At 62.5% G+C, this 22,337-nt stretch carries 22 protein-coding genes; 3 read left to right on the top strand and 19 right to left on the bottom strand.

Going from position 1 to position 22,337, the window contains the following annotated elements; all coding sequences use genetic code 11:
• Positions 1-2: 2 nt before the first annotated feature.
• The 7 genes from fmt to hemE all read right to left on the bottom strand — a co-directional run bounded on the left by fmt (position 3) and on the right by hemE (position 9,332).
• Positions 3-956, bottom strand: coding sequence for a methionyl-tRNA formyltransferase (gene fmt / locus VE092_RS04205; RefSeq protein WP_324874115.1), 954 nt, complete (start codon positions 954-956; stop codon positions 3-5).
• A gap of 43 nt (positions 957-999) precedes the next feature.
• Entirely contained in the window at positions 1,000-1,806 is an 807-nt protein-coding gene (locus VE092_RS04200) for an SDR family oxidoreductase (protein ID WP_324874113.1), read from the bottom strand.
• Between the two features lie 108 nt (positions 1,807-1,914).
• A complete protein-coding gene (locus tag VE092_RS04195; protein WP_324874111.1) occupies positions 1,915-2,622 on the bottom strand; it encodes a thiol:disulfide interchange protein DsbA/DsbL in 708 nt (235 codons plus the stop codon).
• A gap of 110 nt (positions 2,623-2,732) precedes the next feature.
• The gene (locus tag VE092_RS04190; RefSeq protein WP_324874109.1) at positions 2,733-3,389 is read right to left on the bottom strand and encodes an SPOR domain-containing protein; all 657 of its coding nucleotides are present in this window, start codon (positions 3,387-3,389) and stop codon (positions 2,733-2,735) included.
• A 20-nt stretch (positions 3,390-3,409) separates the two neighbouring features.
• On the bottom strand, positions 3,410-5,143 hold the full coding sequence (gene argS / locus VE092_RS04185) for an arginine--tRNA ligase (RefSeq protein ID WP_324874107.1): 1,734 nt from the start codon (positions 5,141-5,143) through the stop codon (positions 3,410-3,412).
• Positions 5,144-5,350: 207 nt separating this feature from the next.
• The gene (locus VE092_RS04180) at positions 5,351-7,504 is read right to left on the bottom strand and encodes a primosomal protein N' (protein WP_324874105.1); all 2,154 of its coding nucleotides are present in this window, start codon (positions 7,502-7,504) and stop codon (positions 5,351-5,353) included.
• Positions 7,505-8,222: 718 nt separating this feature from the next.
• Positions 8,223-9,332 (bottom strand): uroporphyrinogen decarboxylase, encoded by a 1,110-nt coding sequence (hemE, locus tag VE092_RS04175; RefSeq protein WP_324874103.1) that lies wholly within the window; start codon positions 9,330-9,332, stop codon positions 8,223-8,225.
• 229 nt (positions 9,333-9,561) lie between these two features.
• Here hemE and VE092_RS04170 point away from each other — a divergent pair, with 229 nt between their 5' ends.
• Positions 9,562-10,353: a transporter substrate-binding domain-containing protein gene (locus tag VE092_RS04170; RefSeq protein ID WP_324874101.1), complete on the top strand. Its 792-nt coding sequence runs from the start codon at positions 9,562-9,564 to the stop codon at positions 10,351-10,353.
• 24 nt (positions 10,354-10,377) lie between these two features.
• Here VE092_RS04170 and VE092_RS04165 read toward each other — a convergent pair whose 3' ends face one another.
• The 11 genes from VE092_RS04165 to VE092_RS04115 all read right to left on the bottom strand — a co-directional run bounded on the left by VE092_RS04165 (position 10,378) and on the right by VE092_RS04115 (position 19,063).
• Positions 10,378-11,190 (bottom strand): PPK2 family polyphosphate kinase, encoded by an 813-nt coding sequence (locus tag VE092_RS04165; protein WP_324874099.1) that lies wholly within the window; start codon positions 11,188-11,190, stop codon positions 10,378-10,380.
• A gap of 58 nt (positions 11,191-11,248) precedes the next feature.
• Complete coding sequence (locus tag VE092_RS04160; RefSeq protein ID WP_324874097.1) at positions 11,249-11,710, bottom strand: CoA-binding protein; 462 nt, start codon at positions 11,708-11,710, stop codon at positions 11,249-11,251.
• 302 nt (positions 11,711-12,012) lie between these two features.
• Entirely contained in the window at positions 12,013-12,435 is a 423-nt protein-coding gene (locus VE092_RS04155; protein ID WP_006461340.1) for a F0F1 ATP synthase subunit epsilon, read from the bottom strand.
• Positions 12,436-12,551: 116 nt separating this feature from the next.
• Positions 12,552-13,952 carry a F0F1 ATP synthase subunit beta gene (gene atpD, locus VE092_RS04150; protein WP_006461339.1) on the bottom strand — a complete coding sequence of 467 codons (1,401 nt, stop codon included), beginning with the start codon at positions 13,950-13,952 and terminating at the stop codon, positions 12,552-12,554.
• 57 nt (positions 13,953-14,009) lie between these two features.
• Positions 14,010-14,882: a F0F1 ATP synthase subunit gamma gene (gene atpG / locus VE092_RS04145; RefSeq protein ID WP_006461338.1), complete on the bottom strand. Its 873-nt coding sequence runs from the start codon at positions 14,880-14,882 to the stop codon at positions 14,010-14,012.
• Between the two features lie 30 nt (positions 14,883-14,912).
• On the bottom strand, positions 14,913-16,454 hold the full coding sequence (gene atpA / locus VE092_RS04140; protein WP_006461337.1) for a F0F1 ATP synthase subunit alpha: 1,542 nt from the start codon (positions 16,452-16,454) through the stop codon (positions 14,913-14,915).
• Positions 16,455-16,499: 45 nt separating this feature from the next.
• Complete coding sequence (locus VE092_RS04135) at positions 16,500-17,033, bottom strand: F0F1 ATP synthase subunit delta (protein ID WP_324874093.1); 534 nt, start codon at positions 17,031-17,033, stop codon at positions 16,500-16,502.
• Between the two features lies 1 nt (position 17,034).
• Positions 17,035-17,505, bottom strand: a complete 471-nt coding sequence (locus VE092_RS04130; protein WP_006461335.1) for a F0F1 ATP synthase subunit B — start codon at positions 17,503-17,505, stop codon at positions 17,035-17,037.
• A 74-nt stretch (positions 17,506-17,579) separates the two neighbouring features.
• A complete protein-coding gene (atpE, locus tag VE092_RS04125) occupies positions 17,580-17,825 on the bottom strand; it encodes a F0F1 ATP synthase subunit C (protein ID WP_006461334.1) in 246 nt (81 codons plus the stop codon).
• A 75-nt stretch (positions 17,826-17,900) separates the two neighbouring features.
• Entirely contained in the window at positions 17,901-18,722 is an 822-nt protein-coding gene (gene atpB, locus VE092_RS04120; protein WP_324874090.1) for a F0F1 ATP synthase subunit A, read from the bottom strand.
• Entirely contained in the window at positions 18,719-19,063 is a 345-nt protein-coding gene (locus VE092_RS04115) for an ATP synthase subunit I (RefSeq protein ID WP_324874088.1), read from the bottom strand. Before VE092_RS04115 ends, atpB begins: the two co-directional genes overlap by 4 nt.
• Between VE092_RS04115 and VE092_RS04110 the strand changes: the two genes are divergently transcribed.
• Positions 19,050-19,460 (top strand): hypothetical protein, encoded by a 411-nt coding sequence (locus VE092_RS04110; protein WP_324874086.1) that lies wholly within the window; start codon positions 19,050-19,052, stop codon positions 19,458-19,460. The genes VE092_RS04115 and VE092_RS04110 overlap by 14 nt on opposite strands.
• Before the next feature lie 193 nt (positions 19,461-19,653).
• Here VE092_RS04110 and VE092_RS04105 read toward each other — a convergent pair whose 3' ends face one another.
• Positions 19,654-21,162, bottom strand: a complete 1,509-nt coding sequence (locus tag VE092_RS04105; RefSeq protein ID WP_324874084.1) for an HD domain-containing phosphohydrolase — start codon at positions 21,160-21,162, stop codon at positions 19,654-19,656.
• Between the two features lie 196 nt (positions 21,163-21,358).
• On the opposite strand from VE092_RS04105, the gene VE092_RS04100 reads away from it, so the two are divergent.
• Positions 21,359-22,141, top strand: coding sequence for an alpha/beta hydrolase (locus tag VE092_RS04100; protein WP_324874081.1), 783 nt, complete (start codon positions 21,359-21,361; stop codon positions 22,139-22,141).
• Positions 22,142-22,337 lie beyond the last annotated feature (196 nt).

Raw genomic sequence — 22,337 nt, 5'->3', positions numbered from 1 at the left:
GCTCAGGCGAAGCGGCCGCCTTCCAGCGGGAAACCCTTCAGGAATTCCGCCGCCGGCAGGCGCTTGCCGCCGGGCTTCTGCAATTCGGTCAGCAGCAGTGCGCCTTCGCCGCAGGCCACCACGATTCCGCCCTGGGCATCAGCCGACAATACCTGGCCGGGTTCGCCCTGCTGCGCCACGGTCACCGGACGCGCCTGCCACAGCTTGACCACGGTGTCGCCGAAGCGGCCAGTGGCGCCGGGGAAGGGATTGAAGGCGCGGATGCGGCGCGCCAGTTGTTGCGCGCTCTGGCTGAAGTCCAGCGCAGCCTCTTCCTTGGCGATCTTGGCGGCGTAGTTGGCGCCCTCGTCCGGTTGCGGCGTGGCCGACAATGCGCCCTGCGCCAGCTTTTCCATCGCTTCCACGATCATCCGGCCGCCCAGCGCGGCGAGCTTGTCATGCAGGCTGCCGGTGGTGTCCTCGTCAGTGATGGGCAGGCTTTCGATCAACATCATCGGGCCGGTATCCAGTCCTTCTTCCATCTGCATGATGGTGATACCGGTCTCGGTGTCGCCGGCCTCGATGGCGCGGTGGATGGGGGCGGCGCCGCGCCAGCGCGGCAGGAGCGAGCCGTGGATGTTGATGCAGCCGTAACGCGGGATGTCGAGCACGCTGCGCGGCAGGATCAGGCCATAGGCGGCCACCACCATCACGTCATGCGGGGTCGATTGCAGCAGCGCATGCGCTTCTTGCGCGACCTCGGGGTACTTGCCGTTCAGGCGCAGCGAGACCGGCTGCGCCACCGGCGTGCCGTGCTTCAACGCGCATTGCTTGACCGGCGAGGCCTGCAGCTGCATGCCGCGTCCGGCCGGACGGTCAGGCTGGGTCAGGACCAGGGTGATCTCGTGACCGGCGGCGTACAGGGCTTCGAGGGCAACGGCGGCAAATTCCGGCGTGCCGGCGAAAATGATCTTCATGAAAAACTCCAGAGGCGGCGCCGGGCGCCGCGATGTCGGGTGGCTAGAGATTACGAGGCTTGTGCGGGGCGCGGGCGAAGGCCATATCGTACAGCCAGTTCGGCAGCAGCCTGAGCAGCTTGGCCACCACCCCCATCTGCCAGGGAATGACACGGTAGCTGACGCCGTCGGCGATGCTCTGCAGGGCGCGTTCGGCGAAGCGTTCCACCGGCATCAGGAAGGGCATGCGGTAGGTGTTCACGCGGGTCATGGGGGTGTCGATGTAGCCGGGTGCGATGGTCACGACCTTGATGCCGGAGGTGCGCAATTCCACCCGCAGCGATTCGCAGTAGTTGATCACGGCAGCCTTGGAGGCGCTATAGGCCTCGGCACCGGGCAGACCACGGATGCCGGCCACGCTGCCGATGCCGACCAGGCGGCAGCGGCGACGCTGTGCCTCGGGTTGTGCCTTCATGCGCGCCACGAAGGGCGTGAAGGTGGCGAAGGTGGCGGTGACATTGACGGCCAGGATGCGCTCGAAGGCGCGCAGGTCTTCCTGGTATTCGGTGAGCGTGCCTTGGGAGATGCCGGCGTTGGCGATGACCACGTCGGCGCCACCGAACTCGGTCATGAAAGACTCTGCGGCAGTGGCCAGGGCGGCGTGATCAGTGACATCGAGCGCATACACGCGATGCCGTTCAGGATGCGGCAGGCTGGCGCGCAAGGCGTCGAGCTCGGCGCCACGCCGGGCCACCAGACCCAGGACCGCGCCACGCTGTGCATAGGCGCGCGCCAGGGCCATGCCGATGCCGCTGGAAGCTCCGGTCAGGAAGACGCGTTCCTGGGCTGCGACGACGGGAAGGGTGGCCATGCCGGCTCCTGAGGGTATATGAAGGGTTGCGACCGGTCGAACATGCCCGGGCTCAAATGACAACGGTCCGCGGCCTTGCGGACGCGGACCGTGCAGGACAGGTGAAGCTTACTTCTTTTTGGCTGCAGCGCCGCCAGCGGCCTTCTCGGCGGCGACCTTGGCCACCAGATGATCCATCACCTGCAGGGCAGCAGCCTGCTGCATCGACTCGGGCTGGTTGGCCAGGGCCACGCCGACCACGGCCGGCGAAGTCACGTAGCGGCCATCGATGGCGATCATGGGTACGCCGTCGACCTTGTAGGCTTCCTGCAGCTGGGCGGCGCGCCGGGCCTTGGTCTGGATGCCGAAGGAGTTGTACAGGTCGAGGAATTTCTGCTTGTCCAGGCCGATCTTCTCGATGTAGGCCAGGATGGTCTTGTCGGTGTTGATGCGCTGGTTCTCGACGTGGATGGCGTGGAAGATCTTGGGGGTCAGCTCATCCGCCTTGCCCATGGCTTCCAGCGTGTAGTACAGCTTCTGCTGCGGCACGAAGCTGTCGCGGAAGGCCACCGGCACCTTCTTGAAGTTGATCTTGTCGCCTTGCTTCTTGACCCAGGCGGTCAGCGAAGGATCCCATGCGGCGCAGTGCGGGCAGTCGAACCAGAAGAATTCGGTGACTTCGACCTTGTTGCCGGAATCAGTCGGCTGGGCCTGTTCCAGCACGCGGTAGTCGCTGCCCACTTGCGGATTGGCAGGCGAGGCCGAGGCGCCGACGCTGGCGGTGAAGGCCAGTACGCCAAAGCTGACGGCTGCCAGCAGCTTTTGATGGAAACGCATGGTATTACCCTCTCTGATGGATAGTCATGTGAACCGGCCAGTGCGCCGGTCTGCGCCCCGCTGTGCCGAACGGCCATCCCTTGCCGCCGGCAGCGTCGGTGCGCCTTGGATTACTTGGGAATGCGCACGATGGCGGCATCGACCCCGTTATCGGACAGCTTGCTGCGCGTGCGGTTCATCGCTTCGGCATGGTCGAAGGGACCGATGCGTACGCGATAGAGCACGCCGCTGTCAGCAGTGCGTTCGGTGACGCGGGCTTCGAACCCGAGCAGGGCCAGCTTGGCGCGGGCGCTCTCGGCATCGGCCTGGTCACGGAAGGCGCCGGTCTGCAGGAAGTAGGTCCACTTGTCGTCGTTGCTGTCGTTCTTGGAGGCCGACGGCGCAGCGGCAGAGGGCTTGGCGTCCGCCGTCTTGGTGTCAGGCTGCTTGGCCGGCGCAGTCGTGGGCTGCGGTGCCGGCGCCACTGGCGGCACCGGCTGGGCGGCGGCGGTATTGGGCGGCACCGGCGTCTGCGATTGCTGCTGGTCGCGCGCGGCCTCGCGGGCGATATCGCGGTTGCCGTAGAGCGGACGGTTGGGGTCGGCGGCCTGCGCCGGGGTGGGATCGGCCCGTTCAGGACGGGCGACCTTATTGACGAAGGGGATGGGCGACTTGGTGATCATCAGCGCCACACCCACGGCGATGCCCAGGCCGACGATCAAACCCAGGATCAGGCCGAGCAGCGTACCGCCGGCCTGCTTGTGATATTTCGCGTTCAACGGTTTCACGTTTCTCTTTAGCTGCTTGTTTACATTCTGGCCGGAGCCGATACGCCCAGCAGGGCCAGGCCGTTGCGCAGTACCTGACGGGTGGCGGACAACAGCGCCAGACGTGCGGACCTGGTTGGGACATCGTCGACCAGTACGCGTTCCGCATTGTAGTAGCTATGCAGTTCGCCTGCCAGATCGCGCAGGTAGAAGGCGACCTGGTGCGGTCCCAGCTCCTGCAGGGCATGCGCCAGCATGTCCGGATACTCGGCCAGCTTGGCCAGCAGGGTCGCTTCGCGCGGAGCGGTCAGCGGCGACAGGTCGCTCACGTCCTTGAGCTCATCCTCGTTGCCGCCCCACTTGGCCAGCACGGTGCAGATGCGGGCATGGGCGTATTGCACGTAGTAGACCGGGTTTTCGTCGGACTGGGCCAGGGCCAGGTCGACGTCGAAGACGAACTCGGTATCGGCCTTGCGCGAGATGAGGAAGAAGCGCACCGCATCGCGGCCGCGGGTGAGGTCGCGTTCCTGGCCTTCGACGGCCTCGCCGGCCGACCATTCGATCAGGTCACGCAGAGTGACGTAGGAACCGGCGCGCTTGGAGATCTTGACCTCTTCGCCATTGCGCATGACGGTGACCATCTTGTGCAGCACGTAGTCGGGATAGCCCTGCGGGATGCCCACGCCGGCGGCCTGCAGGCCGGCGCGTACGCGGGCGATGGTACCGTGGTGGTCGCTGCCCTGGATATTGATGACCTTGCCGTAGCCACGTTGCCACTTGTTGATGTGGTAGGCGACATCGGGCACAAAGTAGGTATAGGTGCCGTCGGTCTTCTTCATGACGCGATCCTTGTCGTCGCCATAGTCGGTGGTGCGCAGCCACAGCGCGCCATCCTGCTCGTAGGTCTTGCCGGCCTTGACCAGCGCGTCCACGGCGGCGGCCACCTTGCCGTCGGCGTAGAGCGAGGACTCCAGGTAGTAGTTGTCGAACTTCACGCCGAAGGCCTGCAGGTCCAGGTCCTGCTCATGACGCAGGTAGGCGACGGCGAAGCGACGGATCGACTCGATGTCTTCGACATCACCGCTGCCGGTGACGGGTTCGCCATCGCTGGCGGCGACCGTCTTCTTGTCCAGGAAGTCGCGGGCGATGTCGGCGATGTAATCACCGTTGTAGGCCGATTCCGGCCATTGCGCATCGCCCGGCTTGAAGCCGCGGGCACGCGCTTGCACCGAGCTTGCCAGCGTAGCGATCTGGACACCGGCGTCGTTGTAGTAGAACTCGCGCAGGACATCGTAGCCCTGCACTTCCAGCAGCGAAGACAACGCATCGCCCAGCGCACCCTGGCGACCGTGGCCCACGTGCAGCGGGCCGGTGGGGTTGGCGGAGACGAACTCGACCAGCACCTTCTTGCCGGCGCCTGCAGTGCCACGGCCGAACGTCTCACCCTGTTCGTGGATCGCCTTGACCACGGCCTGCTTGGCGGCGGCAGCCACGCGCAGGTTGATGAAGCCCGGACCGGCGATCTCGACCGACTCCACCAGGCCTTCGCGGGCCGGGTCGGCCATCACGGCGGCCACGATGGCTTGCGCCAGTTCACGCGGATTCTTCTTGAGCGGCTTGGCCAGCTGCATGGCGATGTTGCAGGCGATGTCGCCGTGCGAGGCGTCACGCGGGCGCTCCAGGGTGATGGTCGGCGTCAGGCCGCTGTCGGCCAGCAGCGGCTGCAGGGCGGACGAGAACAGGTCAGAGATGCGTTGTTTCTGTTGTGCGAGCATGGGAATGAGGGGTAAAGCGGAAGCGGCCGTGGCGCTGGACCGGCTGTGAGGCGCCGCGCGGAGGGATCGCTTGCAATTGGTTGAGCAGCCGAGATTATACCGGCTAGGCGTACCGTGTTGGCTGCATGAACAAGCGGCTTGCGCGCAGTCCGGCGCCCTGCCGAGGCAAAGATGCCGTAATCACAACAAAAACCGGCCCGGGCCGTCTCAGATATCGACCGGATCGACTTCCAGCGACCAGCGCGCGCGGGTCTTCATCTGCCGCAACAAGGCTAGCCATTCCTTGAGGAAAGCCTGCAGGGTCGGGCGCGAGGGACATTCGATCAGCAATTGGGCACGCTCGACATTGGCCACCCGCATCATGGTCATCGGGATCGGTTCGTTGATGGTGATGGCCGGGGCGTCCAGCAAGGTGGCCGCTTCCTTCAGGAAGCCCATGGCGATCTCCAGTTCGCGACCTTCGGCGCGCAACAGTGCCTGATACATGAAGGGCGGGAAATGCGCCTGGCGCCGCTCGTCCAGCAATTCACCGGCAAAGCCATCGTAGTCGTGGCGGATCACGGCCTGGTACAGCGGGTGATGCGGATAGCGGGTCTGGATCAGCACTTCGCCCGAACTGCCATCGGCCGACAGCCCGGCACGGCCGGCGCGGCCGGCCACCTGCATCAGTTGCGCGAACAGGCGCTCGCTGGCGCGGTAGTCGTGCGAGAACAGGGCGGTGTCGGGATTGAGCACGCCCACCAGGGTGAGCTTTTTGAAGTCATGCCCCTTGGCCACCATCTGGGTGCCGATCAGGATATCGACCTCGCCCCGGTGCACACTGTCGAAGGCGCTCTGGGCCGAGCCCTTGAGACGAGTGGAATCGGCATCGATACGCAGGATGCGGGCCTCGGGGAAGATGCCATGCAGGCCCTCTTCGACCCGCTGGGTGCCGCGTCCCAACGGTTGCAGGTCGACATTGCCGCAGGTCGGGCAGGCGCGTGGAATGTGCAGTTCCAGGCTGCAATGGTGGCAGCGCAGGCGGCGCTCGGGGCGATGCACCACCATGAAGGCATCGCAGCGCATGCAGTTGCTGATCCAGCCGCAGGCATCGCAGGCCAGCACCGGCGCATAGCCACGCCGGTTGAGGAACAGCAGCGACTGCTCGCCCTGCTCCAGGCGCTTGCGCACGGCCGCGATCAGGGTTGATGTGAGGCCGTCGACGGGCTTGTCGCGCTCCATGTCGATCACCTTGACGCTGGGCAGCACGGCCTGCAGCGCAGCGCGCTGGCGCAGTTCCAGGCGGCGGTAGCGGCCGGCCTGGGCGTGCTGCCAGGTTTCCAGCGAGGGCGTGGCCGAACCCAGCACCACCGGGATGCCCAGCTGGTGCGCGCGCCAGACGGCCAGGTCACGTGCGGAGTAGCGCAAGCCCTCCTGCTGCTTGTAGGACGGGTCGTGTTCCTCGTCGATGACGATGAGCTTCAGTGACGGCAGCGACGACAGGATCGCCAGCCGCGTCCCCAGCACGATGTGCGCCTGCCCGAGATGGGCGGCCAGCCAGTTGCGGGCGCGCTCGCCCTCGGCCAGGCCGCTGTGCAGCGCTACCACGTTCAGGTGCGGGAAGCGCGCCCGGATATTGCCTTCCAGTTGCGGGGTCAGGTTGATTTCCGGCACCAACACCAGGATCTGGGCGGGCGCGGGCTGCCCAGCGTGCGGCGGCCCGGCCTGGTCGGCGGCGCGACGCAGGATGGCGGCGGCGGCCTGCAGGTAGACCTCGGTCTTGCCGCTGCCGGTGACGCCATATAGCAGTAGCGGCGCAAAGCCTTCAGCACCGGCGATGGCCTCCACCGCTTCCTGCTGGGACGGATTCAGCGCCGGGGCGGCCCCCAGTTGCAGGGGATCGGGCGTGGCCGCAGGACTGGCGACGGTGGAGTCGGCATCAGGTATGGCTGCGGGAGCAGGCTTTTTCTTCGACTTCGGCTTGGCCTTGGCCTCCGGGGCGAAGCGGCCCAGCGCCTTGAGCGCCTTGTCCAGTGCCACCGTGCTCAGGGCGCGCAGATTCTTGGGCAAGCCTGGCAGCATCACCTCGCCCAGCGGACGCTGGTAGTAATCGGCGGCGAAGCCGCACAGTGCCAGCCAATGCGCTGACATCGGCGGCAGCTGGCGGCGCACGGCGATGACATCCTTGATCTTGTCGGCCTGCAGGTCGGTCTGCGCATCCTGGCCGACGACCACGCCGACGGCTTCGCGGCGGCCGAAGGGGACCACCACCAGCTGGCCGATCGCCGGCAACGGCTCATCCGGCGAACTGGCCTTCCAGCGGTAATCAAAGACGGTATGCAGGGGCGTATCGAGCGCGACCTGAAGCAGACGTTGTTCCACGAACTTAATGTAAATCCTGAAAAACCGGCCTAAGCCCCGGTTTAATCGTCATTTTTCAACCTATCCACAAACCCTGTGGATAACTTTGGGGACAAATGGCTCTTGACATCGCCACGAGTAGACTGGGCGAGGCTTACGGCGCGCTGCCCAAATGCAGGGCAATAAATTAGTCCAATAAAATCAATGACTTAAAATTGTCCGTCTTAGCATGGGAAAAAAATTTGCTTAGACGGTTTGTGCAGATGCGGCATGCCTTTTATGTGCATAAGTCCCCGTTTGCGGATCAGGCGGAAGGCATTTGTCAAGTCCTGACTGACAAAAAAACCCTGGCTTTTTCCTGCACCGAGCTGCGCGTACTGTCCTACAAACTTAAAGTAATTCTTCAAATACTTCGATAAGCGGCGGTTTTGTAAACGCTTTTGCGCATTATGCACAGCGCCTGTGGATAACTTTGTTGACAAGTGCCTCTTGACAATTCCGAGAGCTACGACCACAGCGGCTTACGGACAGACCAGGCATTTATTCGACAAAAATAAATCCATGAAAATCAAGGACTTACAAACACCGTCTTACACTTGTCGTTCATATTCCAATAAGTTTGATTCTCAATCAGAAAACACCGGCGAATGTGCATAAGTCAAGTCCGACCGGCAAGGATGTGCATATTAACTTATCCCGCTGCACAGATATGAACAGATAACGACAGATACGCGCACGATCAACCGCGCATGGCACGACTCATCTCGTGCACCGCCTGCGCCAGGGTCGCCACGGCTTGCGGCGGGGTGTGCTGGGAGATGCCATGGCCCAGATTGAAGACGTGGCCACTGCCGGGGCCAGGACGTCCGAATGACTCCAGCAGCTTGCGGACTTCAGCGCGGATGGCGTCGTCGCCGGCGAAGAGGACGTTGGGGTCCAGGTTGCCTTGCAGGGCGACCTTGTCGCCCACACGGCGCCTTGCGTCACCCAGGTTGACGGTCCAGTCCAGGCCTACGGCGTCGGCGCCGATGGCGGCGATCTGCTCCAGCCACAGGCCACCGCCCTTGGTGAAGACAATCACCGGAATCTGCTGGCCATCCTGCTTGCGCTGGAGCTGGCTGACCACCTGCTGCATATAGGCCAGGGAGTATTGCTGGTAGATGCCGTCGGCCAGCGCACCACCCCAGGTATCAAAGATCATCACGGCCTGCGCACCGGCGGCGATCTGCGCGTTCAGGTAGGCGGCCACGGCAGCGGCGTTGGTGCTGAGGATGTGATGCATCAGGTCAGGGCGGCTGTAGAGCATGCTCTTGACCAGGCGGAAATCGTCCGAGCCACCGCCTTCGACCATGTAGCAGGCCAGCGTCCAGGGGCTGCCGGAGAAGCCGATCAGCGGAACCCGGCCATCGAGCTCGCGCCGGATCTGGGTGACAGCCTTGAAGACGTAATCCAGGCGCTCCAGGTCCGGGGCCTGCAGCGCACGGATCGCGGCTTCATCACGCAGGGGACGCTCGAACTTGGGGCCCTCGCCCTCGGCGAAATAAAGGCCCAGACCCATGGCGTCGGGAACGGTGAGGATGTCCGAGAACAGGATGGCGGCATCGAGGGGATAGCGCTCCAGCGGCTGCAGCGTGACTTCGGTCGCATAGTCCGGGTTGGTCGCCAGGCCCATGAAGGAACCGGCGCGACTGCGGGTGGCGCGGTATTCGGGCAGATAGCGGCCAGCCTGACGCATCAGCCACAGCGGCGTGTAGTCGGTGGGCTGGCGCAACAAGGCTCGCAGGAAAGTATCGTTCTTCAGCGGAGCGAAGGTGGACTGAGAGGTGGACGGAGACGTGGAAGAAGACATGGTCGGCCTGCAATGCGCTCTGAGGACAATCCGGCATTATCGCATCCTACGAGCGGGGCTTCCGGCCTAATTGTCGCTATCAGCGTACGCTGATATTGATGCAGGTCGTGGCAGCGGGTTTTGCTATGATGGCCCGGCTGGCGAAGTGCTCGCCCAGCCGGCCTATCAAATCAACAAGAACCGAACTGAGATCGGGCCGATCCCGCGCTATCATCCACAAGGAGAATCCATGAAGAACACTATCCGCGCCGTCCTGCTGGCAGGTCTGGCGGTGCTGTCACTGACCTTGTCATCGGCCCGTGCCGAGGACAACGTCCCGGCCTCGCGCCTGGACCAGGTGCTCAAGGCCGGCAAGCTGCGCATCTGCATGACCGGTGACTACAAGCCCTTCACCTACTATCGCCCCGACCAGACCTTCGAGGGCATGGACGTGGAACTGGGCCAGTCGCTGGCCAAGTCCCTGGGCGTGGAAGCACAGTTCATCAAGACCACCTGGAGCACGCTGATGAACGACTTCATCGCCCAGTGCGACATCGCCATGGGCGGGGTCTCGATCACGCTGGACCGCGCCCGCAAGGCGTCCTTCTCGGAGCCGACCATGGTGGACGGCAAGGCGCCCATCATCCGATGTGCCGACAAGGAGAAGTTCCGCAACTTCGATATGATCGACCAGCCCGGCACCCGCGCCATCGTCAATCCGGGCGGCACCAACGAGCGCTTCGCCCGTGCCCGCTACAAGCGCGCCACGCTGCTGCTGCATCCGGACAACGTGACCATCTTCCAGCAGATCGTCGATGGCAAGGCCGACGTCATGGTGACGGACGCCAGCGAGACGATGTGGCAGTCCAAGCTGCATCCGGAACTGTGCCCGGTGACGCCCGACCAGCCACTGCAGTTCGCCGAGAAGGCCTATCTGCTGCCGCGCGGGGATGTTGCCTTCAAGGCCTACGTCGATACCTGGCTGCACCTGGCCAAGGCCACCGGCGAATACCAGCAGATCTTTGACAAGTGGCTGAAGTAAAACGCCAACCCGAGACCGGCCCGCTCAGTCGAACTTGAGGTTCTTCAGTTCGGGCTTGGCATCGGGGAATTTCAGCTTGAGCTTCTGCAGCGCCTCCAGGACCAGGTTGGCCACCAGCAGGTTGCGATGGGTCTTGGAGTCCGCCGGCACCACATACCATGGCGCGTGCAGCGTGCTGGTGGCGCGCAGCACTTCCTGGTAGCGCGCCTGGTAGGCATCCCAGAACTTGCGCTCGGCCAGGTCCTGGGGATCGAATTTCCAGTGTTTGTTGGGATCGTCGAGCCGCGACTGCAGCCGTGATTTCTGCTCGGCCTTCGAAATGTGCAGGAAGAACTTCAACACCACCGTTCCGGTTTCCCACAGCATGCGCTCGAAGTCGTTGATCTGGCGGTAACGGCGCTGGCATTCCTTGTCATCGATCCAGTCATGGACGCGGGTGATCAGCACATCCTCGTAATGGCTGCGATTGAACACCGCAATCTCCCCCGCCACCGGTACCTGGGCATGGACCCGCCACAGGTAGTCGTGCGCCAGCTCGATGGCGGTCGGCCCCTTGAAATTGGCGATGCGTATCCCCTGCGGATTGACCGCCGCGAACACATCATTGACGGTGCCATCCTTGCCGCTGGTATCCATGCCTTGCAGGATCACCAGCACCTTGTGCTTGTGCCCGGCATAGAGCATCTGCTGCTGCAGCCCGATCTGCGCCGCCAGCGCCTGGATCGCGGCACGATCCTTTTCCTTGTTGCCGCTGGAAAGCGGCTTGGTGGAGGCTTCACTCTCCTTGAGGACGAACTTGGGATGGACGATGAATTGCGGGCCGATCTTCTTTGCCATGCTGTCTCGCTATGTCGTTATTGATCTAAATGATTTCCGGAATGATCCGGTGCGACCTCTACAGCACGCCGTGCGACTGGCCCATGGCGTGCTCGATCTTGATGCACTTGTCCATGACAACCTTGAGACCGGCGGCGCGCGCCCGGGTTGCGGCCTCTTCATGGACGATGTCGAGCTGCATCCAGACGCATTCTGCGCCAATGGCGATGGCATCTTCCACTACCGGCGGGATATCGGCCGACTTGCGGAAGCAGTCAACAATCGAGATCCGCAAACCTTCCTTCGCCAGTGCCGCGCTGGCGTCCTGAAGAGTGGGGTGGCAGTGCTCGCTGAGGATGGTCTGCCCGCTGTACATGGGATTGACGGCGACGATACGGTATCCCGCTGACTGCATGTAAGCGGCCACATCGAAACTGGCCCGCTCGGGACGGTTGGACAGGCCGACCACGGCGATGATGGGCTTGCCGTCGACCCGGGACGACAAGGTCGCGGCGGCGGAGGGGGAAACGACTGAAGACATGTCTGCTCCTGCTGGTGATGAGCCAAGGCTCAAGAAGGCAATTCATCTAAATGATTTACGCCGACGCGATTGGTTCGCCACGACGCACCGAAGGGCACACTTTACCTGATGACGGAAACGGTGGCTGGCACGCCGAGGGCAGGCTTGATGCAGATTAAACCGGCAAGCGACTCAGCGCTTGAATAGCCGAAGATGGCTAAGAATGGCCGCGAAGGCCTCAGGACGACCATGAAAAAAAGGCAGCCGAGGCTGCCTTTCGATTTACTGCATTCGTCCCCGCTGTGCGAGGACACGCCGAACGATCAGCGCTTCTGACGCAACTTCTGGATCGCAGCCAACTGTGCCACGGCGGCGGCCAGTTCGGCCTGGGCTGCGGCGTGGTCGATCTTGGAGTCACGGTTGACCAGCGCTTCCTCGGCCAGACGCTTGGCTTCGGCGGCCTTGGCTTCGTCCAGGTCGGCACCACGGATCGCGGTGTCGGCCAGCACGGTCACGGCGTCCGGCTGCACTTCCAGCAGGCCGCCGGCCACGAACACGAATTCCTCGTGCGCCTGACCCGACACCTTGATACGGACAGCACCTGGCTTGATGCGCGTGATCAGCGGGGTGTGACGTGGGTAGATACCCAGCTCACCCGCTTCGCCCGGCAACGCGACGAATTCCGCCTCGCCGGAGAAGATTTCCTCTTCCGCCGAGACCACGTCCACGTGAATAGTATGTGCCATGTCGTTTCCTAGTCGATGGACCGCCACCCTGAAGGATGGCGGCGCCGAAAATCAAAAAATGCTTCCCTGTCCTGCCTGCCCCGCCAAACAGCGGAACCAGCCGGAGCCGGTCAGTCTTAGTTGATCTTCTTGGCTTTTTCGATTGCTTCTTCGATGGTACCGACCATGTAGAACGCTTGTTCCGGCAGGTGGTCCAGTTCACCGCTGGCGATCATCTTGAAGCCCTTGATCGTGTCCTTCAGCGAAACGTACTTGCCCGGGGAACCGGTGAACACTTCGGCGACGTGGAAGGGTTGCGACAGGAAACGTTGCATCTTACGTGCACGTGCCACCAGCAGCTTGTCTTCCGGAGCCAGTTCGTCCATGCCCAGAATCGCGATGATGTCACGCAGTTCCTTGTAGCGCTGCAGGGTACCCTGGACCGCGCGGGCGGTCTCGTAGTGTTCCTGGCCGACCACTTGCGGATCCAGCTGGCGCGAGGTCGAATCCAGCGGATCGACGGCGGGGTAGATACCCAGCGAGGCGATGTCACGGGACAGAACGACGGTCGAGTCCAAGTGGGCGAAGGTGGTTGCCGGCGACGGGTCGGTCAAGTCATCCGCAGGGACGTAGACGGCCTGGATCGAGGTGATCGAACCGGTCTTGGTCGAGGTGATGCGCTCTTGCAGACGGCCCATTTCTTCGGCCAGCGTCGGCTGGTAGCCCACGGCGGACGGCATACGACCCAGCAGCGCGGACACTTCGGTACCGGCCAGGGTGTAACGGTAGATGTTGTCGACGAAGAACAGAACGTCCTTGCCTTCATCGCGGAAGCCTTCGGCGATGGTCAGGCCGGTCAGCGCCACGCGCAGACGGTTGCCCGGCGGTTCGTTCATCTGACCGTAGACCATGGCCACCTTGGAGTTGGCCGGGTTTTCCAGGTCCACCACCTTGGCTTCTGCCATTTCGTGATAGAAGTCGTTACCTTCACGGGTACGCTCACCAACACCGGCGAACACGGACAGACCGCTGTGCGCCTTGGCGATGTTGTTGATCAGTTCCATCATGTTCACGGTCTTGCCCACACCGGCGCCACCGAACAGACCGACCTTACCACCCTTGGCGAACGGGCAGACCAGGTCAATGACCTTGATGCCGGTTTCCAGCAGCTCTTGCGAGGGCGACAGTTCGTCGTATGCAGGAGCCTTGCGGTGGATCGAAGCGGTTTGCTCGTGCGAGACAGGACCGCATTCATCGATCGGATTGCCCAGCACGTCCATGATGCGGCCCAGGGTCGCAGTGCCGACCGGCACCGTGATTGCCTTGCCGGTGTTCGAGATGGTCAGGCCGCGGCGCAGACCGTCCGACGAACCGAGCGCAATGGTACGAACCACGCCGTCACCCAGCTGCTGCTGGACTTCCAGGGTCAGATCCGAACCTTCCAATTTCAAGGCATCGTAAACCTTGGGCATCGCATCGCGGGGAAACTCCACGTCCACCACAGCGCCGATACACTGAACGATTTTGCCATCAGCCATTTTCGTTCCTTCAATAGATAAAATTTAAATTCTGTTTCGCTGCGCTACGTTAGCTGATCAGCCAACTGCGGCCGCACCGGCGACGATTTCCGACAGTTCCTTGGTAATCGCGGCCTGACGAGTCTTGTTGTAGACCAACTTCAACTCGCCGATCACGCTACCGGCGTTGTCGCTCGCTGCCTTCATCGCCACCATGCGCGCCGATTGCTCGGACGCCATGTTCTCGGCGACGGCCTGATAGATCAGTGCTTCGACGTAACGCACCAGCAGCTCGTCCACCACGGACTGCACATCGGGCTCATAGATGTAGTCCCAGGAGTGCGCACCCTCGTCAGCCTTGAGCTTGTCGCTGGTCAGCGGCAGCAGCTGCTGCAGGGTGGCTTCCTGCTTCATCGTGTTGATGAACTTGGTGTACACCAGGTACACCGCGTCCAGCTTGCCTTCCTGGTAGGCGTCGAGCAGCACCTTGACGGGGCCGATCAGCTTTTCCAGGTGAGGCGTATCGCCCAGTTGCGTCACGTTGGCGGCCACGCGGGCGCCGATACGATTCAGAAAACCCAGACCCTTGTTGCCAATGGCGACGGTCTCGATGGACTTGCCTTGGCCTTCCAGTTCACGGAACTTGGTGGTCAAAAGACGCAGCGAGTTGGTGTTCATGCCGCCGCACAGACCCTTGTCGGTCGTGACGACGATGAAACCAACGCGCTTGGCCGACTCCTGCTGAACCATGAACGGGTGCACGTACTCCGGATTGGCCTGCGACAGGTTGGCCGCAATGTTGCGGATCTTGTCGCTGTACGGGCGGGCTGCGTGCATCCGATCCTGCGCCTTGCGCATTTTGGATGCCGCGACCATTTCCATCGCCTTGGTGATCTTCTTCGTATTTTCTACGCTCTTGATCTTGCCACGTATCTCTTTACCTGTAGCCATGAGTAAGACTCCTTATAGCTTCAGTAAAAATTAGTACGCGCCGGATTTCTTGAAGTCAGCGATGGCGGCCGCCAGGGCTGCTTCAGCATCCTTATCCAGTTGCTTGGTGTCTTCGATCTTCTTGAGCAGGTCAGCGTGGCTGGTCTTCATGAAGTTGTGCAGACCGGCTTCGAAGGCCAGGATCTTCTTCACTTCGACGTCGTCCATGTAGCCCTTGTTGACGGCGAACAGGGTCACGGCCATGATCGAGATCGACTGCGGGGTGTACTGAGCCTGCTTCAGCAGTTCGGTCACGCGTGCACCGCGGTCCAGCTGCTTGCGGGTGGCTTCGTCCAGGTCGGAAGCGAACTGCGCGAAGGCAGCCAGTTCACGGTACTGTGCCAGGTCGGTACGGATACCGCCGGACAGATTCTTGATGACCTTGGTCTGGGCAGCACCACCGACGCGCGACACCGAGATACCGGCGTTGATCGCAGGACGGATACCGGCGTTGAACAGCGAGGTTTCCAGGAAGATCTGGCCGTCGGTGATCGAGATCACGTTGGTCGGAACGAAGGCCGACACGTCACCCGCCTGGGTTTCGATGATCGGCAGTGCGGTCAGGGAACCGGTCTGGCCCTTGACTTCACCGTTGGTGAACTTCTCGACGTAGTCGGCGTTCACGCGGGCAGCACGTTCCAGCAGGCGGCTGTGCAGGTAGAACACGTCGCCAGGATAGGCTTCACGGCCCGGCGGACGGCGCAGCAGCAGCGACACCTGACGGTAGGCCACGGCTTGCTTGGACAGGTCGTCATAGACGATCAGGGCATCTTGACCGCGGTCGCGGAAGTATTCGCCCATGGCGCAACCCGAGTAGGCCGACACGTATTGCATCGCAGCCGATTCGGAGGCGGTAGCGGCCACGACGATGGTGTATTCCATCGCGCCGTGTGCTTCCAGTGCGCGCACCACGTTCTTGACCGACGAAGCCTTCTGGCCGATCGCGACGTAGATGCAGGTCATGTTCTGACCCTTTTGATTGATGATGGCGTCGATCGCGACAGCGGTCTTGCCGGTCTGGCGGTCGCCAATGATCAGCTCGCGCTGGCCACGGCCGACGGGCACCATGGAGTCGATCGACTTCAGGCCGGTCTGCATCGGTTGCGACACGGACTGACGCGCGATCACGCCCGGAGCGATCTTTTCGATCGGGGCGGTCAGCTTGGCGTTGATCGGACCCTTGCCGTCGATCGGCTGGCCCAGTGCGTTGACCACGCGGCCCTTCAGTTCAGGACCGATAGGCACTTCCAGGATGCGGCCGGTGCACTTGACAACGTCGCCTTCGGAAATGTGTTCGTATTCGCCCAGGATAACGGCGCCCACCGAGTCACGCTCCAGGTTCAGCGCCAGGCCGAAGGTGTTGCCCGGGAATTCCAGCATCTCACCTTGCATCACGTCGGACAGACCATGGATACGGCAGATACCGTCGGACACGGAAATGACCGTGCCCTGATTGCGAATCTCAGCGGTATCGCCAAGGCCTTGGATCCGGCTCTTGATCAGCTCGCTGATTTCAGATGCGTTGAGTTGCATACTAACTCCTAAAAATTGTTCTTTCGCTTAGCCAGCCAGAGGCACTTACGCGGCCAGAGCAGCTTGCAGCTGCTGCAGCTTCGCGCGCACGGAGGTATCGAACACTTGGTCGCCGACCACGACGCGCACACCGCCGATGAGGCTGCTGTCGACCGTCACCGAAGGGTTCAGCTTGCGGCCGAACTTCTTCTCCAGTGCCGAGACCACATCCTTGACCTGGGCGTCGCTGAGCTCGAAGGCGCTGACGATGTTGGCATCGGCCGAACCTTCCGATGCGTTCTTGAGCGCATGGAATTGTTGGGCGATTTCCGGCAGCAGCACCAGACGGCCGTTCTCGACCAACGTCTTCACGAAGTTCTGCGCCTCGATGGACAGCGGGGTCTTCACGGCGGCGGCAAACACTTCTGCCAGCTTGTCATGCGATACGGAAGGGTTCTGCGCCAGGGCCTGCACCTCAGGATGCGCTGCCACCTGGGCCATCTCATCGACGAGATCGGACCAGGCTGCCAGGCTGCCTGCCTTGGCCACACGGAACAAGGCTTCAGCGTAAGGACGAGCGATCGTTGCGAGTTCGGCCATATTACAGCTCTGTCTTCAGTTGATTCAGCAAGTCGGCGTGGGCCGCCGCATTCACTTCGCGCTTGAGGATGTGTTCCGCGCCCTTGACGGCGAGCGTTGCGACCTGGCCGCGCAGTTCTTCACGCGCCTGGTTCACTTGCTGCTGGGCGTCGGCACGGGCAGCGGCGACGATGCGGGCAGCTTCTTCAGCAGCCGTCTTCTTCGCTTCTTCGATGATCAGCTGAGCACGCTTTTCGGCTTCGCCGATACGCTTCTGGCCTTCATCACGCGCCGATGCCAGTTCGCCCTGGATGCGCTTTTCGGCGGCGGCCAGATCGGCCTTGCCACGGTCGGCGGCTGCCAGCCCGTCCGCAATCTTCTTGGCGCGTTCGTCGAGCGCCTTGATCAACGGCGGCCACACGAATTTCATCGTGAAGCCGGCGAGGATGAAGAAGACCACGAACTGTGCAATCAATGTTGCATTTAAGTTCACGGTAATTTCCTTCTCAGAATAACGAGTGCCGGAACCAATCGTCCGGCAGATGAGAATCGGCTATGAAGCGCGAATTACTTGGCGATGAACGGATTTGCGAATGCGAACAGCATGGCGATACCAACGCCGATCAGGAAGGCGGCGTCGATCAGGCCGGCCAGCAGGAACATCTTGGTTTGCAGGGTGTTCATCAGTTCAGGCTGACGTGCGGATGCTTCGAGGTACTTACCGCCCATGATCGCGATACCGATACAAGCGCCGATAGCACCCAGGCCAATGATCAAACCGCAAGCCAGAGCAACGAAAGAGACATCAGTCATGACAATTCCTTAAGAAAAGTTAATTAAATACAAAACCAAAAAACAAACTGAAAAACAGGTACTGCAAGCCTTGTGTTAGTGCGCTTCGTGCGCCTGGCCCAGGTAAACCAGTGTCAACATCATGAAGATGAATGCTTGGAGCAACACGATCAGGATGTGGAAAATTGCCCAGATAGAACCGGCGATCACATGGCCGATGAAGCCGAATGCGGTCGCGGTCGATCCCAGCAATGCGATCAGCAGGAACAACAGTTCGCCTGCATACATGTTGCCGAACAGTCGCATGCCCAGGGACACGGTCTTGGCGGCGAATTCGATGATGTTCAGCAGCAGGTTGAACGGCGCCAGCCAGATGCCGAAGGGTGCTGCGAACAGTTCGTGGATGAAGCCACCGGCGCCCTTGATCTTGACGCTGTAATACAGCATCAGGGCCAGCACGCCCAGAGCGATGCCCAGGGTGCCGTTGAGGTCGGCGGTCGGAACGATGCGGTGATGCATTTCACCCAGGCCGAACAGGCCCAGGATGCTGGAAGCCAGATCCACCGGCAGGAAGTCCAGCGAGTTCATCAGGGCGACCCAGACGAACACGGTCAGTGCCACCGGAGCGATGAAGGTACGATCGCCGTGGACGATGGCCTTGGACTGGTCTTCGACCATTTCCACCACCATTTCGACGAAGGCCTGGAAACGACCCGGCACGCCCGAGGTCGCCTTGCGGGCGGCCAGGAACATGAAGAAGCAGGCCACCACGCCGCAGAACACGGACCAGAAGATGGTATCCACGTTCAGGATCGAGAAATCGACGATCTTGGTCTGGTGGTGGGTGGAGAGATGTCCGAGGTGGTGGACAATATATTCAGAGGCTGTCGGCGCGTGCTCAGCGGCTTCTACGGTCATGGTCGGTGTCTAAACAGTAAAATGAAATAACTCTTAAGCACCACGATGAAGCTCAGCAAAAATGCGAGCCAATTGACACCGTGGTACAACCAAACGGTCGCGCCCATGAGCGCAAACGTCGTAGCAATCTTGATAAATTCCCCGAAGAAAAAGGCCATCGGGTTGGTACCACCGGGTTTCTGTGCACTGACATAGAGTCGCAGGGCAAACAGGGCGTTGGGGACGACACAGCACACCCCGCCCAGCAATGCGGACCAAAGCGCCGAAAGTCCGCCCAGCATGCCTGCCACCAGAGCAGCGACGACCGTGGTTACGAGCTGCAAGAGAATGATGCGCAGCATATCTATTCAATATCGTGCATGCGCCGCACTCTTTACGAGCAGACGGCAGCTTAAAAGCCCGGCGATTATAAAGGTTCGTTTTCCGGTAAGTCAAACCTTTTGCGGCCAGATCGGGGGCTTATCTGGGGCACTTCGCGGCGAGTTGTGGCAAATAGGCAGCCACTTCGATTTTTTGCAGCGCAACAAAAACCATTCCGGGAGAATGGTCGCAGGCTGCCCGCTTTTTCACCGGCCCGGGATTTCCCTTACTGTCCCTTTGTTCAGGTTTGCACAAGCCGCACTGAAAATGCAGGCAAGCGTGCACAAAAGCCCGAAAATGACGCCGGTTTTGCAAACAGCGCTCAATTTAATCAAAATCTACGCCGGACGCCAGGAAAATCTCCCACAAATTCAATGATTTACGGAAATCAGGCAGACGCTCGCAATCCACGGGGGATATCACTGACATTTTGTCAGGAAGGGGGAAGTTGTCAGACGACCAAGCTCGCTTTCAGGCCCCCATGCTGCAGCACAGCGAAAGCCAGGCAAAAGTGAGTCGCAAAAGCCGGCCGCGAGGAGCTACCGCCGCTCATGCAGTAGAAATACGGTCTTCAGATCAGTCCCAGATTGAGGCCCTTGAGTGTGGCGGCAGCCCGCGTGGAACACTGCAGTTTGCGGAAGATGCTCTCCACATGGGTACGTACGGTGGAGGGACTGATCTGCATGACCCGCGCCGCCTCCTTGTTGCTTTCGCCCAGGCTGATGCGCCGCAACACCTCGACTTCGCGCTCGGAAAGCAGGCCCTTGCGCACCGGCAATGGCGCCCCCTCGCCGGCCGCTGCGGCGACCACCCAGCGCACGGCGTCGCCATCGAACAGCCCGGCCGCGGCCTGCTGTGCGAGCAGTGCGGTGGCTTCGGCGGCCGTCAGGGCCTCGCGCCAGGGCCGCCTGGCGCACAAGGCGGCATAGGCGGCCGCCGCTGCCAGCAAGCGCGCCGGATGGCCCAGGGTTTCCCGGTCCAGGCCGCGAAAATAGCCGCTACCGTCCAGACGTTCATATAGTTGCGAGGCCAATCCCGCCTCTGCGCGCAGGGCGGGAATCAGGGCGCCGGCGCGGGCCGTCCAGTACGGCGCCAGACGGATACGCTCCCAATCGGCGGCATCGGGTCGGGTGGCGCGCTCCCAGACGGAGTTGGAGACCGAGACCCGGCCGATGCCATGGATCAGGGCAGCGCGCACCAACTGGTCCCGTTGTGCGGCGGGCAGCCCAGCGAGGGCTGCGGCGCGTGCTGCCAGTTCGCTGACGCGACGCGAATAACCGGTCAGCCAGGGTAGTTTCAGTTCGATCAGGTCGGCCACGATGCTCAAGGGCACCTCATGGGCCGGCAAGGCCAAGGCGGAGCCGGACAGGTCTGGCCACTCCTCCTGCCGCTCCAGCTCGGCCAGCCATGCGCCGGCTTGCCCGACCACCCGCTCGGCCAGCGGTGCCGGATACTTGCTGCCACCGAAGCCGCGTACCATGCGCAGGGCGCCAGGGACATCGTGCGTGCGGGACAGGATGTCCAGGTCACCCGCCAGAGTGGTGTAATACACCACCGCCGGGACCTGCTCGCCACGCAACTGCTGCGGCGCGCCGCCACCGTCGTAGTGCTCCCAGACATGCCGCAAGCCGGCCTCCACCTCCGCCGGCAGGCCGAGCATACCCGCCACATCGCCGGCCACTTCGCAGTGGATGCGCGCCAGCGGCTCGATATTGGAGAAGGTGAGCGGATGATCAGGCGGCAAGGCCTGACGCAACATGGCTTCGCGCCCGCCGACGTCGTCGCCCAACAGATGGGCGAAACCGGCGGCGTTGGCGGTGCAGCCGGACCAGCGCAGCAAGGCCACCAGCCGGGCATGCAGGATACCCTGGGGCCCGGCCCCGTCCAGCCGGGCCACCTGGGCAGCGAGACAGGCGGCCCGTTGCGACTGGGCGGGCGGCTGGCCCATACTGAGGTCACCCACGAGGGCCAGCACGTGGACCGCCACGGCGGCCGAAACCATGGGAACGGTGGAAGGCAGTGAATCGCTGGCGGCGGTCGCAGGTGCGGCGCCGCCGGAGGAAAGGGTGTCGGGAAGCATCCCGACACTGTAGCGGCAAGGTCCGGGCCGAGGCAATCAGCTCTTCGGTTAATGGGAGCAAGGCAGAGGCAGCCCCCTTCGCGGTCCATCGTCGGCGCCGACGGGGGTCGGTCAATTGACCGATACCGGCGCCGGGGGTGCATTCCTATACTGGCCTCACTGCATTACACACCCCCACCTTCCCAAGGAGAACATCATGAAAGCATCCCCCCTCTTCAGCCTCAAGACCGGCCTCGGCATACTTGCCGTCGCTGCCGCCTTCACCGGCAGCAGCGCCATGGCTGCCGAACCCGCCGAAAAACCATCGGTGGTGATCGTCCACGGCGCATTTGCCGACGGTTCCGACTGGGCCAAGGTGATTCCGCTGCTGCAGGCCAAGGGTATCAAGGTCACCGCCGTCCAAAACCCCCTGACCTCGCTGGCCGACGACGTGGCGGCAGCCAAGCGCGCCATCGACAACCAGCCGGGCAAGGTGGTGCTGGTCGGCCATTCCTGGGGTGGCACCGTGATCACCGAAGCGGGCAACCATGACAAGGTCGCCAGCCTGGTCTATGTGGCGGCCTTCGCCCCGGACGCCGGCCAGGCCACTGGTGACCTGGGCAAGGACCTGCCGGTGCCGCCGGGCATTGCCAAGCTGTCGGTGGACAAGGCCGGCTTCGCCAGCCTGCCGCCGGCCGCCCTGGCCGCCGACTTCGCCCAGGACGTACCGGCCAAACAGGCCGCCGTGATGGCCGCCACCCAGGGCGCGATCGCCATGAAGGCCTTCGGTGACAAGGTCGAGACGGCCGCCTGGAAGACCCGTCCGAGCTGGTACATCGTCAGCAAGAACGACCACATGATCCAGCCGGCGCTGGAACGCAGCTTCGCCAAGCAGATCAACGCCAAGACCATCGAACTGCCGACCAGCCACGTACCGCAGCAATCGCGCCCGGCCGATGTGGCCAAGGTGATCCTGAAGGCGGTGGCTGCGACCAAGTAAGCCCCTCAGCTCCGGCCACTCCAGGCCGGAGCGATGTTTCCAGACGGCGCCGTGGCAGGGATGATGCGTGCAAATACTGCGGTGCCGGCGGTGACTCTGACATAATCGTGCTATCCCGTATCAACAAACAGGAACAGCATGAATACCCTCGTCAGCCGGCAGCTTGATGAGCCGCAATGGTCGTCAATCCTGCTGC

Origin of the sequence: Herbaspirillum sp. (assembly GCF_035644555.1) — a bacterium.
In the GTDB taxonomy this organism is placed as follows: Bacteria; Pseudomonadota; Gammaproteobacteria; order Burkholderiales; family Burkholderiaceae_D; genus Herbaspirillum.
This window is presented reverse-complemented; position numbering and strand designations above follow the sequence as displayed.

Coding starts and splice junctions, on each gene's coding strand:
- fmt (WP_324874115.1), bottom strand. CDS start 956: ATGAAGATCATTTTCGCCGGCACGCCGGAATTTGCCGCCGTTGCCCTC.
- VE092_RS04200 (WP_324874113.1), bottom strand. CDS start 1,806: ATGGCCACCCTTCCCGTCGTCGCAGCCCAGGAACGCGTCTTCCTGACC.
- VE092_RS04195 (WP_324874111.1), bottom strand. CDS start 2,622: ATGCGTTTCCATCAAAAGCTGCTGGCAGCCGTCAGCTTTGGCGTACTG.
- argS (WP_324874107.1), bottom strand. CDS start 5,143: ATGCTCGCACAACAGAAACAACGCATCTCTGACCTGTTCTCGTCCGCC.
- hemE (WP_324874103.1), bottom strand. CDS start 9,332: ATGTCTTCTTCCACGTCTCCGTCCACCTCTCAGTCCACCTTCGCTCCG.
- VE092_RS04170 (WP_324874101.1), top strand. CDS start 9,562: ATGAAGAACACTATCCGCGCCGTCCTGCTGGCAGGTCTGGCGGTGCTG.
- VE092_RS04165 (WP_324874099.1), bottom strand. CDS start 11,190: ATGGCAAAGAAGATCGGCCCGCAATTCATCGTCCATCCCAAGTTCGTC.
- VE092_RS04160 (WP_324874097.1), bottom strand. CDS start 11,710: ATGTCTTCAGTCGTTTCCCCCTCCGCCGCCGCGACCTTGTCGTCCCGG.
- VE092_RS04155 (WP_006461340.1), bottom strand. CDS start 12,435: ATGGCACATACTATTCACGTGGACGTGGTCTCGGCGGAAGAGGAAATC.
- atpD (WP_006461339.1), bottom strand. CDS start 13,952: ATGGCTGATGGCAAAATCGTTCAGTGTATCGGCGCTGTGGTGGACGTG.
- atpG (WP_006461338.1), bottom strand. CDS start 14,882: ATGGCTACAGGTAAAGAGATACGTGGCAAGATCAAGAGCGTAGAAAAT.
- atpA (WP_006461337.1), bottom strand. CDS start 16,454: ATGCAACTCAACGCATCTGAAATCAGCGAGCTGATCAAGAGCCGGATC.
- VE092_RS04135 (WP_324874093.1), bottom strand. CDS start 17,033: ATGGCCGAACTCGCAACGATCGCTCGTCCTTACGCTGAAGCCTTGTTC.
- atpE (WP_006461334.1), bottom strand. CDS start 17,825: ATGACTGATGTCTCTTTCGTTGCTCTGGCTTGCGGTTTGATCATTGGC.
- atpB (WP_324874090.1), bottom strand. CDS start 18,722: ATGACCGTAGAAGCCGCTGAGCACGCGCCGACAGCCTCTGAATATATT.
- VE092_RS04110 (WP_324874086.1), top strand. CDS start 19,050: ATGATGCGCAGCATATCTATTCAATATCGTGCATGCGCCGCACTCTTT.
- VE092_RS04115 (WP_324874088.1), bottom strand. CDS start 19,063: ATGCTGCGCATCATTCTCTTGCAGCTCGTAACCACGGTCGTCGCTGCT.
- VE092_RS04105 (WP_324874084.1), bottom strand. CDS start 21,162: ATGCTTCCCGACACCCTTTCCTCCGGCGGCGCCGCACCTGCGACCGCC.
- VE092_RS04100 (WP_324874081.1), top strand. CDS start 21,359: ATGAAAGCATCCCCCCTCTTCAGCCTCAAGACCGGCCTCGGCATACTT.